The sequence below is a fragment of the Streptomyces sp. NPDC001536 genome, from assembly GCF_042894505.1.
Taxonomy (GTDB): domain Bacteria; phylum Actinomycetota; class Actinomycetes; order Streptomycetales; family Streptomycetaceae; genus Streptomyces.
Map to the genome: position 1 here is coordinate 224,307 of NZ_JBIAVQ010000011.1, position 12,297 is coordinate 236,603.

General features: G+C 68.8%; 10 protein-coding genes. 7 read left to right on the forward strand and 3 right to left on the reverse strand.

The genetic code is table 11. From position 1 onward, the window contains the following. Positions 1-21 precede the first annotated feature (21 nt). The 3 genes from ACFY0U_RS29000 to ACFY0U_RS29010 all read left to right on the forward strand — a co-directional run bounded on the left by ACFY0U_RS29000 (position 22) and on the right by ACFY0U_RS29010 (position 4,408). Complete coding sequence (locus ACFY0U_RS29000; RefSeq protein WP_388640790.1) at positions 22-723, forward strand: HAD family hydrolase; 702 nt, start codon at positions 22-24, stop codon at positions 721-723. Between the two features lie 422 nt (positions 724-1,145). Beyond that, the gene (locus ACFY0U_RS29005; RefSeq protein WP_388640792.1) at positions 1,146-2,750 is read left to right on the forward strand and encodes an ABC transporter substrate-binding protein; all 1,605 of its coding nucleotides are present in this window, start codon (positions 1,146-1,148) and stop codon (positions 2,748-2,750) included. A 77-nt stretch (positions 2,751-2,827) separates the two neighbouring features. After that, positions 2,828-4,408: an ABC transporter substrate-binding protein gene (locus tag ACFY0U_RS29010; protein ID WP_388640795.1), complete on the forward strand. Its 1,581-nt coding sequence runs from the start codon at positions 2,828-2,830 to the stop codon at positions 4,406-4,408. Between the two features lie 77 nt (positions 4,409-4,485). On the opposite strand, the gene ACFY0U_RS29015 is transcribed toward ACFY0U_RS29010, so the two are convergent. Next, positions 4,486-5,157 carry a response regulator transcription factor gene (locus ACFY0U_RS29015; RefSeq protein ID WP_046263744.1) on the reverse strand — a complete coding sequence of 224 codons (672 nt, stop codon included), beginning with the start codon at positions 5,155-5,157 and terminating at the stop codon, positions 4,486-4,488. A 14-nt stretch (positions 5,158-5,171) separates the two neighbouring features. Continuing rightward, positions 5,172-6,146 (reverse strand): RecB family exonuclease, encoded by a 975-nt coding sequence (locus ACFY0U_RS29020; RefSeq protein ID WP_388640797.1) that lies wholly within the window; start codon positions 6,144-6,146, stop codon positions 5,172-5,174. A 174-nt stretch (positions 6,147-6,320) separates the two neighbouring features. On the opposite strand from ACFY0U_RS29020, the gene ACFY0U_RS29025 reads away from it, so the two are divergent. From ACFY0U_RS29025 to ACFY0U_RS29035, 3 genes are all read left to right on the forward strand, one after another. Further along, positions 6,321-7,904, forward strand: coding sequence for a site-2 protease family protein (locus ACFY0U_RS29025; RefSeq protein ID WP_388640800.1), 1,584 nt, complete (start codon positions 6,321-6,323; stop codon positions 7,902-7,904). Positions 7,905-7,950: 46 nt separating this feature from the next. Then, complete coding sequence (locus ACFY0U_RS29030; RefSeq protein ID WP_388640803.1) at positions 7,951-8,853, forward strand: tRNA (adenine-N1)-methyltransferase; 903 nt, start codon at positions 7,951-7,953, stop codon at positions 8,851-8,853. Between the two features lie 214 nt (positions 8,854-9,067). After that, a complete protein-coding gene (locus tag ACFY0U_RS29035) occupies positions 9,068-9,646 on the forward strand; it encodes a hypothetical protein (protein ID WP_388640806.1) in 579 nt (192 codons plus the stop codon). A gap of 52 nt (positions 9,647-9,698) precedes the next feature. On the opposite strand, the gene ACFY0U_RS29040 is transcribed toward ACFY0U_RS29035, so the two are convergent. Further along, the gene (locus ACFY0U_RS29040) at positions 9,699-10,004 is read right to left on the reverse strand and encodes a ferredoxin (protein WP_388640809.1); all 306 of its coding nucleotides are present in this window, start codon (positions 10,002-10,004) and stop codon (positions 9,699-9,701) included. Positions 10,005-10,438: 434 nt separating this feature from the next. On the opposite strand from ACFY0U_RS29040, the gene arc reads away from it, so the two are divergent. Continuing rightward, on the forward strand, positions 10,439-12,205 hold the full coding sequence (gene arc / locus ACFY0U_RS29045; RefSeq protein ID WP_353695638.1) for a proteasome ATPase: 1,767 nt from the start codon (positions 10,439-10,441) through the stop codon (positions 12,203-12,205). The last annotated feature ends 92 nt before the right edge of the window (positions 12,206-12,297 follow it).

The following is a 12,297-nucleotide window of genomic DNA, read 5'->3' on the forward strand; positions in this document are numbered from 1 at the left end:
CCCTCAAGGAGGTGCGCCAGGATGACCAGCACGATCCCAGCGCCAGTAACCCGTACGGCCGAAGGCTCAGCGCTGCAGGCGGTGCTCCTCGACATGGACGGCACCCTCGTGGACACCGAGGGGTTCTGGTGGGACGTCGAGGTCGAGATCTTCGCCGGCCTCGGCCACACCCTCGACGACTCATGGCGCCATGTCGTGGTCGGCGGCCCCATGACCCGCAGCGCGGGATTCCTCATCGAGGCCACCGGCGCCGACATCACCCTCGCCGAGCTCACCGTGCTGCTCAACCAGGGGTTCGAGGACCGCATCGGCCGCACCCTGCCGCTGATGCCGGGCGCCGCCCGGCTGCTGGCGGAGCTCGCCGAGTACGAGATCCCCACGGCGCTGGTCTCCGCCTCGCACCGGCGCATCATCGACCGGGTGCTCACCTCGCTCGGCCCCCAGTACTTCGCGCTCACGGTGGCGGGCGACGAGGTGGCCCGGACCAAGCCGCACCCCGACCCGTATCTCTTCGCCGCCGCCGGCCTCGGCGTGGATCCGGCCAGATGCGCGGTCGTCGAGGACACCGCGACGGGCATCGCGGCGGCCGAGGCCGCGGGCTGCCATGTCGTGGCCGTGCCCTCGGTCCAGCCCATCACCCCGGCCGCCCGGCGCACTGTCGTGACCTCGCTCGAGGAGGTGGACCTGGCATTTCTGCGCGGCCTCATGACGGAAATGCGCTGAGCGTTCACCCAGCGTGCGACACCGATAGAGGCCGCATTTCCCGGGCGCACGCAAAGGAATTCGCGAGCCCGATGGATGGCTGAATTCCGGTACGGCCACATAGCGTTGCCGATGTGACGTTCCCCACGCGACGGGGGATCGACAGTCGATGAGGTGTGTGCATCGACGCCCGGTTCGGGCGTCTTGCGCGTGCCCTTGTGTCCCGATTGGTGGGACCCTGCACGAATCCTTCCCCTGTCGGGTTTTCAATGCGTCCACACCCGGTTTCACTGCGTGATGGCACCTCAACTCCGGTGGCCGTCAACCCTCGTGCGGGTGCGGACTAATCTCGTCGCGAGAACATCGACGAAACCCCCCGTGACCCGCCGCACCACCCATGCATGCCGGGTACACGGACTCAACAGCTCTGGAGAAACTCGAGCATGAACCGCAAGACTTTGGTGCTGCCGGCCGTCATCGGTCTGCTCGCGCCGGTCCTCGCCGCGTGCGGCGGGTCCGACGGCGGCAGTGGCGGCGGGGACGCGATCGTCGTCGGCACCACGGACCGGTTCACCGCCTCGAAGGAGGCCCCCGCGCCCCTCGACCCGGCGTACGCCTACGACGTCGGCACCTGGAACATCCTGCGCCAGACCGTGCAGACCCTGATGATCCAGCCGCGCGGCGAGGGCGAACCCGTGCCCGAGGCCGCCGAGAGCTGCCGCTTCACCGACACCGGCAACGAGCGCTACGCCTGCACCCTGCGCAAGGGCCTGCAGTTCGCGAACGGCGACGCCGTCACGGCCGAGGACGTCAAGTACTCCATCGACCGCGCCCGTTCCCTCAAGGCCGACAGCGGTGTCTTCGCCCTGCTGTCCACCGTCGACACCGTCGAGACCAAGGGCGACCGCGAGGTCATCTTCCACCTCAAGACGGCCGACGCCACCTTCCCGTACAAGCTCTCGACCCCCGTCGCCGGCATCGTCAACCCCGACGACTACAAGCGGGGCGCCCTGCGCGACGGCTTCGACGTCGACGGCTCCGGCCCGTACACCATGTCGGCCGAGGTCAAGAACGACGAGCTCGTCGACGCCGTGTTCACCAAGAACCCCAACTACAAGGGGACGTTGAAGGTGAACAACGACAAGGTCGAACTGCGCTCCTTCGAGGACGCCGAGGCCATGGGCACCGCCATCAACGACGGTGACATCGACGTCATGTCCCGCACCATGTCGCCGGAGCAGATCGAGAAGCTCTCCGCCTCCTCGGACGGCGACGTCGACCTCGTCGAGATGCCCGGCCTGGAGATCCGCTACCTCGCCTTCAACACCAACGCCGCGACCGTCAAGACCAAGGCCGTGCGCCAGGCGATGGCCCAGATCGTCAACCGCAGCGAACTCGTCTCCAAGGTCTACGGCTCCGAGGCCGAGCCGCTGTACTCGCTGGTCCCGGCGAGCATCACCGGCCACTCCAACTCGTTCTTCAACAAGTACGGCGACCCGAGCAAGGCCAAGGCCGCGGCGCTGCTGACGAGGGCGAACATCACCACCCCGGTCAAGCTGACCCTGCACTACACGACCGACCACTACGGCGCCGCCACCAAGAGCGAGTTCGAGCAGCTCCAGAAGCAGCTCAACGACAGCGGCCTGTTCGACGTCAGCATCAAGGGCACGCCCTGGGCGACCTTCCGCCCCGCCGAGCAGAAGGGCGAGTACGACGTCTACGGCATGGGCTGGTTCCCCGACTTCCCGGACGCCGACAACTACCTCGCGCCCTTCCTCGACAAGGACAACTTCCTCGGCTCGCCGTACGCCAACAGCGAGATCCGCAACACCCTGATCCCGGAGTCCCGCCGCGAGGCCGACCGGCTGTCCGCCTCCAGCAGCCTGACGGACATCCAGGACATCGTCGCCGACGACGTCCCCGTGCTGCCGCTGTGGCAGGGCAAGCAGTACGTCGCCGCCCGCGACGACGTGACGGGCACCGCCTATGTCCTCAACTCCTCCTCGACCCTTCAGCTGTGGGAGCTCGGCCGTGGCGTGAGTGACTGATCCCTGCCCTGCCCTGCCCTGCCCGGGCCGCGGACGACGGCCCCGGGATTCGACAACCGACGACAAGGCATCCGTAAGTGAACATGCGTAACCAGTGGCCGGTCCTGCCGATCATGGCGGGACTGGCCTCCGGCCTGCTGACCGGCTGCGGTACGGAAGGCGGCGGCTCGGGGAGCGACGGCTCCACCGTGGTGATGGGGATGTCGGACGACGTCCTGGCCACCGACCCCGCCTCCGGCTACGACCCCGGGTCCTGGCTCCTGTTCAACAACGTCTTCCAGTCGCTGCTGAGCTTCCCCAAGGGCGGCACGGAGCCGGAGCCCGAGGCCGCGGAGAGCTGCAAGTTCAGCGACACCGAGACCAAGGTCTACACATGCAAGCTGAAGGACGGCCTGCAGTTCAGCAACGGTGACTCGCTCACCTCGGAGGACGTCAAGTTCTCCTTCGACCGCATGCTGAAGATCAACGACGACGCCGGCCCCGCGATCATGTTCCCCATGCTCGAAAAGGTCGAGACGCCGGACGAGAAGACGGTCGTCTTCAAGCTGAACACGCCCGACGCCACCTTCCCGAGCAAGATCGCCTCCGGCGCCGGCTCCATCGTCGACCACCAGCAGTACGACGCCGACGGGCTGCGCAAGGACGGCGAGGCGGTCGGCTCCGGCCCCTACAAGCTGGACTCCTTCGGCGACGACGAGGCCGTCTTCTCCGTCAACGAGAACTACAAGGGCACCGCCGACGTAAAGAACTCCGGCGTCACCCTGAAGTTCTTCCACGGCGACCAGGACGAGCTCAAGCAGTCCCTGATCGACAACAAGATCGACATCGCCTACCGAGGTCTCAGCGCCGACGACATCGCCGACATCGAGGCCGCCGGTACCGACGCCGGCGTCGAACTCGTCGACGGCACCAGCGCCGAGGTCCAGCACCTGGTCTTCAACATGAAGGACCCGGTCGCCGGACAGCTCGGCGTCCGCAAGGCCATCGCCTACCTGCTCGACCGCGACGCCCTCATGACCGAGGTCTACCAGGGCACCGCCACCTCGCTGTACTCGATCATCCCGGCCGGTATCGCGGGCCACAACACGGCCTTCTTCGACACCTACGGTGCCAACCCGTCCAAGTCCAAGGCCGCCGCGGCGCTGAACGCCGACGGCATCACCGGCAAGGTCAAGCTGACCCTCTGGTCGACCCCCACCCGCTACGGCCCGGCCACCGACCAGGAGCTCAAGGCGATCGCCGGACAGCTCAACAAGAGCGGCCTGTTCGACGCCGACGTCAAGTCCGTCGACTTCGAGCAGTACGAGAAGGACATAGCCGACGGCAAGTACGGCGTCTACGTGAAGGGCTGGGTGCCCGACTATCCGGACCCCGACAACTTCACGGCCCCCTTCTTCGGCAAGGGCAACGTGCTGGACAACAACTACGCCAACACCACGATCACCGACACCCTCATCCCGCGCACGGCCGCCCAGAGCGACCGCGCCGCGACCGACAACGACTTCGACCGCCTCCAGGACCTGGTCGCCGAAGAGGTCCCGGTCATCCCGCTCTGGCAGGCCAAGCAGTACGCGGTCGTCCACGACGACGTCTACGGCCTGGAGTACTGCCTCGACGCCTCGACGGTCTTCCGCTTCTGGGAGATCAGCAAGGGCTGAGACCGGACACCGGCCGGACACGACGAAGGGCGCCTCTTCTCACGAAGGGGCGCCCTCTGCCGTCGTACGACGTGCTGCTACTGCGCGCCGGGGCGCACCAGCCCGCTCTCGTACGCGTACACCGCCGCCTGCACCCGGTCACGCAGCCCCAGCTTGGTCAGGACATGACCCACATGCGTCTTCACGGTGGTCTCGCTCACGAACAGGTCCGCGGCGATCTCGGCGTTCGACAGCCCCCGCGCCACCAGCTTCAGCACCTCGACCTCACGGTCGGTGAGCGTGTGCAGGGTGTCCGGGACGGGGTCGTCGCCCGAGGGCAGATGCGTGGCGTACTTGTCGAGCAGCCGGCGCGTGATGCTCGGCGCGAGCATCGCCTCACCGGCCGCCACCACACGGATCGCCTGCACGAGCTCATTGGCCGGGGCGTCCTTGAGCAGGAAGCCGCTGGCCCCCGCCCGCAGCGCCTCCACCACATACTCGTCGAGGTCGAAGGTCGTCAGCACCAACACCTTCGCCGGGCCGTCCCGCCCGGGGCCGGTGATCTGGCGGGTCGCCTCCACACCGTCCATCCGCGGCATGCGGATGTCCATGAGAACCACGTCGGGCTGCAGAGCCCGCACCTGGTCGAGCGCCTGCAGACCGTCTCCGGCCTCACCGACGACAGCGATGTCCTGCTCGGCTTCCAGGATCATCCGGAAGCCGGTACGCAGCAGCGGCTGGTCGTCGACCAGTAGGACGCGGATGGCCACGTGAGTCTCCTTCGCTAGTCCGGCCCCATTCTGCCCTGCTCCTGACCGCCGGACTCGGCCGCCCTCACCGGCAGCGGATACGGCGGGGGAGTGCCGCCGAACTCCGGGCAGTGGGCCTGGTGGTCGCACCAGCCGCACAGCTTCGTGGGGCGCGGGCGCCAGTCGCCCGTCTCCGTCGCCTCCCGGATCGCCTCCCACAGCGCGAGCAGCTTGCGCTCCACGCGCTCCAGGTCGGCCAGGACCGGGTCGTACGTCAGCACGTCACCGCTGCCGAGGTAGACGAGCTGGAGACGGCGCGGGATCACGTTCTTCAGCCGCCAGACCACCAGGGCGTAGAACTTCATCTGGAACAGGGCACCCTCGGCGTACTCCGGCCTGGGCGCCTTGCCGGTCTTGTAGTCGACGATGCGGACATCCCCCGTCGGCGCCACATCCACCCGGTCGATGATCCCGCGCAGCTTCAGCCCCGAGTCCAGCACGGCCTCCACGAACAGCTCACGCTCGGCGGGCTCCAACCGCGTCGGATCCTCCAGACCGAACCACCGCTCGACCAGCCGCTCGGCCTCACCCAGCCACCGCGCCAGCCGCTCGCCCTCCGGATCGTCCGCGAACAGCTCCACGACCTCCGGCCGGGTCTCCCGCAGCCGGTCCCACTGACCCGGAATGAGCGACTTGGCCCGCGGCGGCGTCCGCTCCGCCGCCGGAGCGTCGAAGAGCCGCTCCAGGACCGCGTGCACCAAAGTGCCGCGCGTCGCCGCCTCACTGGGCTTCTCCGGCAGCCGGTCGATCACCCGGAACCGGTACAGCAACGGGCACTGCATGAAGTCACTGGCACGCGAGGGCGACAGGGACGCGGGCGCTATGGCGACCGGCGCCTCGACGACGGCCGCCGTCTCCCGCGTCGTCGCCTGCTCGTCCGTGACCGGCGGATCCGCTTCCGCGATCCCGCCGCCAGGGGTCTCGGCCGCGCCCTCTGTGCTCGTCTCCATGACCCCAGACCTTACGGCCCACCACTGACAGTGACCCAGTCGCGGCCGAGACCCCTGCGACAACAGAGAAAACAGAGGGGGTGCCGGGGCGGAACACGTGACGACCGCCGCATACCATCGTCCCGAGACCCTTCCGCCGGCAGGCGCGGAAGACGCTTCGAACGAGGGGACACCGTGGACGAGAGCGGCGGGAGCGGGCAGCCGCGGTCCGGCAACGACGAGCCGGCCCAGCACCACGCAGGCCCTGCGGCCCCGACTGCCGACCCCGAACACCCCGACACGGACGCCCGCACGCAGGGCGCCGACGCCGCTGCCGACGTCCGCTCCGAGGAAGGCTCCGCGGAGGCCTCCCAGCACGACAGCGAGCCCACGGACACCTCCGCGACGGCGCCCTCCGCACAGACGCCGGCCTCGGACGAGGACACCGCACCAGACGCACAGGAGCGGCCCTCCACCGACGCCACCCCGTCGCAGCACCCCACGGCCGACGCACCCGGCACGGAAACGGCACCCGAGCCCAGCCCGGCCCCTCCCACCGACACCCACCCCGACCGCACCCTCGCCCACTCCGGCACGGCCAAGGGCCGCCCGCCCCGGCGCCCGAAAGAACCCGGCGGCGGCCTCCTCATGGGACGCCCCTTCGGCGTGCCCGTGTACGTCGCCCCCAGCTGGTTCCTCGTCGCCGCCCTCATCACCTGGGTCTTCGGCGGCCAGCTCGACCGCGTCCTGCCCGAACTCGGAGCCGCCCGCTACCTCGTGTCGCTCTTCTTCGCGGTCGCCTTCTACGCCTCCGTGCTGGTGCACGAACTCGCCCACACCGTCGCCGCCCTGCGCTTCAAACTGCCCGTACGCCGCATCCAGCTCCAGTTCTTCGGCGGTGTCTCCGAGATCGAGAAGGAAGCCGAGACCCCGGGCCGGGAGTTCGTCCTGGCCTTCGTCGGCCCCCTCCTCTCCCTCGTCCTCGCCGGCCTCTTCTACCTCGCCATGCAGCCCGTGGAACCCGGCACCGTCCCCGGCGTCCTGCTGGCCGGCCTGATGATCTCCAACCTCATCGTGGCCGCCTTCAACCTCCTGCCCGGCCTCCCCCTCGACGGCGGCCGCATGCTCCGCGCGGTCGTCTGGAAGATCACCGGCAAACCCATGACCGGCACCGTCGCCGCCGCCTGGGTCGGCCGCGCCCTCGCCGTCTCCGTCCTCATCGGCCTCCCCCTGCTCACCCAGTCCGGAGCCCTCGGCTCCAACGCCGAGGACAACGTCGGCATGGACACCGTGATGGACGCCCTGCTCGCCGCCATCCTCGCCGCGATCATCTGGACCGGCGCCGGCAACAGCCTCCGCATGGCCCGACTGCGCGAACACCTCCCCGAACTGCGCGCCCGCAACCTCACCCGCCGCGCCGTCCCCGTAGAGACCGACACCCCCCTCTCCGAAGCCCTGCGCCGCGCCAACGAAGCCGGCGCCCGCGCCCTGGTCGTCGTCGACGCCGACGGCGAACCCCTCTCCCTCGTCCGCGAAGCCGCCATCGTCGGCGTCCCCGAACACCGCCGCCCCTGGGTCGCCGTCAGCGGCCTCGCCCAGGACCTCACCGACGGCATGCGCGTCTCCGTGGAACTCGCCGGCGAAGACCTCCTGGACACCCTGCGCGCCACCCCCGCCACCGAGTACCTGGTGGTCGAGGAGACGGGAGAGATCTATGGCGTCCTGTCCGCCGCCGACGTCGAGCGCGCCTTCGTCAAAGCCATGGCCCGCCCCAACTGAACCCCACGTGGTCGGCGCCCCCCACAAACGCCGGTAGGCTGTTCACATGTCCGAACCGACCGGTGCCGCCCGCAGGCGCGGGCCCTTCAAGGTCGGGGACCAGGTTCAGCTGACCGACCCCAAGGGCCGCCACTACACGTTCACGCTCGAGGCCGGGAAGAACTTCCACACCCACAAGGGTTCCTTCCCCCACGACGAACTGATCGGCGCTCCCGAGGGCAGCGTTGTCCGCACCACCGGGAACGTCGCCTACCTCGCGCTGCGCCCCCTGCTCCCCGACTACGTCCTGTCCATGCCCCGCGGCGCCGCCGTGGTCTACCCCAAGGACGCGGGGCAGATCCTCGCCTTCGCCGACATCTTCCCCGGCGCACGCGTCGTGGAAGCGGGCGTGGGCTCCGGCTCGCTGAGCAGCTTCCTGCTGCGCGCCATCGGCGACCAGGGCATGCTGCACTCCTACGAGCGCCGCGAGGACTTCGCCGAGATCGCCCAGCAGAACGTGGAGCGCTACTTCGGCGGCCCGCACCCCGCCTGGCAGCTCACCGTCGGCGACCTCCAGGACAACCTCTCCGACACCGACGTCGACCGCGTCATCCTCGACATGCTCGCCCCCTGGGAGTGCCTGGAGGCCGTCTCCAAGGCGCTCGTCCCCGGCGGCATCCTCTGCTGCTACGTCGCCACCACCACCCAGCTCGCCCGGACCGTCGAGTCCATCCGCGAGATCGGCTCCTTCAACGAGCCGACCTCCTGGGAGACGATGATCCGCAACTGGCACGTCGAGGGCCTCGCCGTCCGCCCGGACCACCGCATGATCGGCCACACCGGCTTCCTGCTCACCGCCCGCCGCCTCGCCGACGGCGTCGAGCCCCCCATGCGCCGCCGCCGCCCCGCCAAGGGCGCCTACGGCGAGGACTACACCGGCCCGAACGCCGACGGAGGCACCGGCCGCTGAGGCGGCCCCGTGCCGCGTACAACGCAACCGCGCCGTGGCCGAGTTCCCGACAGCCGTCCCGGAACTCGGCCACGGCGCCTTTTCCTTGACACCGCACCAGAAAACGCAAGGCCGCGAGCCGACAAGCACCGACCCCGCCGTTCCGCCGCGCTGTGACGTGTGGCACCATGCTGGCCACCCCCACCGGCACCAGCCCTCTCGGGAGTCACCCCTAGTGCAGCAATCCGCGGTCCCGGAACTCGCTCACACCCACACCCGCCCCATCCACTGGGTCGCCACCGCCACAGCGGTCGCCGGCGTCGTGGCGCTCTCCTCGGTACTCCAGCCGAATCCGGCCACGGCCGCCCAGGCCGCCGGCCCCCCGTCGCACAGAGCCCCCGCCGCCGTCACCGCCCCCGACCCCACCGACGTCGACTTCCCGATCGAATGCGGCCCGGTCAAGGCACTGGTGGTGAAGAAGGCCACCGGCGACCTCGACGGCGACGACAGGCCCGAGACCGTGGCGGTCGTCCACTGCGACGCCCCCATGGGCACCCCGCCCGACGGCGTCTACGTCCTCACCCGGGCCGCCGACGCCAAGACCCCCCGCGTCGTGGCCACCCTCGTGGACCCCAAGGACCGCATCACCGTCAAAGCCCTCACGGTCTCCGACGCGACGGTCACCGCCGACATGGTCGGCTACTCCTCGGACTCCGTCCCCAGTTGCTGCCCCGACGTGAAGACGAGCGCCAAGTGGCAGTGGAAGGGCGGCACGTTCGTCCGCTCCACGCCCGCGGGCGCCCACAGCGTCTGATACGCACGCGGGCGCCCGACGACTCAGCCACGCGCGCGAAGCGCCCGGCGACTCAGTCCGCGTCGGGCCCGAAGACCTCGACCAGGTCCGACACCCGGCGCACATGGATGCACTCGCCAGGACACTCCTTGGCCGAGTCCACCACGTCCGTCAGCAACGGCAGCGGCACCGGCGTCGTCGCGCCCTTGTCCTGCAGCAGCTCCTCGCCCGCGCCCTTCACATAGGCCAGACCGTCGATGTCCAGCTCGAACACCTCGGGCGCGTACTGCACACAGATCCCGTCGCCGGTACAGAGATCCTGATCGATCCAGACCTCCAGCGCCTCACCGTCGGCCCCGGCTTCCTGCTGCACGCTCATGTCTCCTGCCCCATCGGGTGCTGAACACCCCCGACCCTACCTCCGGCCACCCACGCCCGACCGCCCCACGAGGAGCACCTCGGGCAGTGACACGTCCCGCCCGTCCGTACACGCTCCGTCAACGAACTCAAGGCGCGATCGAGCCGGACCGGAGCCCCGCTGGAGCGGGCCACAGGCGCCCGAGCCGGTGATTCACGGGCCCCCGACCGGCGACGCTGTGGGCAACTCCGCCCCGCCGTGGAAGATTTCGAGCACTCCGACCTTGGAACAGTCCGCTTCTGAAGCACGTTCACTGGGTATCCACACGGCGTAGAGGGATGGCGCAGGGTGACCGACGACACACCTTGACACTCTTTGTGATCTAGGGGTTTCAATCGACACCCACCCAGGTAGGGTCTGGAAGCGTCCAGCTCCCCTTGGAGGAGGTGAGGACCGTGGCAGCCCACGACGACGACATGAACCGCGGCATCCGCCCGGGACGAGGGTCCGACGACCCGGCCGGGCAGATTGCCTACCTTGAGCAGGAGATCGCCGTCCTGCGACGCAAGCTCGCCGACTCTCCGCGGCACACGAGGATTCTCGAAGAGCGGATCGTCGAACTGCAGACCAATCTGGCCGGCGTGTCCGCCCAGAACGAGCGACTGGCCAACACACTCCGCGAGGCCCGCGACCAGATCGTGGCCCTCAAGGAGGAAGTCGACCGGCTCGCCCAGCCCCCGGCCGGCTTCGGCGTCTTCCTGCAGGCCAACGAGGACGGCACCGCCGACATCTTCACCGGAGGACGCAAACTCCGGGTGAACGTCAGCCCCAGCGTCGAACTCGAAGAGCTCCGGCGCGGCCAGGAGCTGATGCTCAACGAAGCACTCAACGTGGTCGAGGCCATGGAGTTCGAGAGCGTCGGTGACATCGTCACCCTCAAGGAGATCCTCGAGGACGGCGAACGCGCACTGGTGCAGGGCCACACCGACGAGGAGAGGGTGGTGCGGCTCGCCGAGCCGCTGCTGGACATCACCATCCGCCCCGGCGACGCCCTCCTGCTCGAACCCCGCTCCGGCTATGTCTACGAAGTCGTTCCCAAGAGCGAGGTCGAAGAACTCGTCCTCGAAGAAGTCCCCGACATCGGCTACGAGCAGATCGGCGGTCTGGGCGGCCAGATCGAGGCGATCCGCGACGCGGTCGAACTTCCCTACCTCTATCCGGACCTGTTCAAGGAGCACGAACTCAGGCCGCCCAAGGGCGTCCTGCTCTACGGACCCCCCGGATGCGGCAAGACGCTCATCGCCAAGGCCGTCGCCAACTCGCTGGCCAAAAAGGTCGCCGAGGTCACCGGCCAGGCCCAGGGCAAGAGCTTCTTCCTCAACATCAAGGGCCCCGAACTCCTCAACAAGTACGTCGGCGAGACCGAGCGGCAGATCCGCCTCGTCTTCCAGCGTGCCCGTGAGAAGGCCTCCGAGGGCACACCCGTCATCGTCTTCTTCGACGAGATGGAATCCCTCTTCCGCACCCGCGGCTCCGGTGTCAGCTCGGACGTGGAGAACACCATCGTCCCGCAGCTGCTCGCCGAGATCGACGGCGTGGAAGGCCTGCAGAACGTGGTCGTCATCGGCGCCTCCAACCGTGAGGACATGATCGACCCCGCCATCCTGCGCCCCGGCCGCCTGGACGTGAAGATCAAGATCGAGCGTCCCGACGCCGAGGCCGCCAAGGACATCTTCGGCAAGTACCTCACCGAACGCCTCCCGCTCCACTCCGACGACGTCGGCGAGCACGGCGGCAGCAAGACCACCACGGTCCAGAGCATGATCCAGACCGCCGTGGAACACATGTACGCCGAATCCGAGGAAAACCGCTTCCTGGAAGTCACCTACGCCAACGGCGACAAGGAAGTCCTCTACTTCAAGGACTTCAACTCCGGCGCCATGATCGAGAACATCGTGGGCCGCGCCAAGAAAATGGCGATCAAGGACTTCCTCGACCACAACGCCAAGGGCCTTCGGGTCTCCCACCTCCTCCAGGCCTGCGTGGACGAGTTCAAGGAGAACGAGGACCTGCCCAACACCACCAACCCGGACGACTGGGCCCGGATCTCCGGAAAGAAGGGCGAACGGATCGTCTACATCCGTACCCTCATCACCGGAAAGCAGGGCGCCGACACCGGACGCTCCATCGACACGGTGGCCAACACCGGTCAGTACCTGTAAAAGCGGGGCGGCTGCGGGTGCCCTCACCGGGTACCCGCAGCCGACTGTTTTTCAGGCAACTAACCGGAACAAGAGGCGTGCAAGGCAATGAC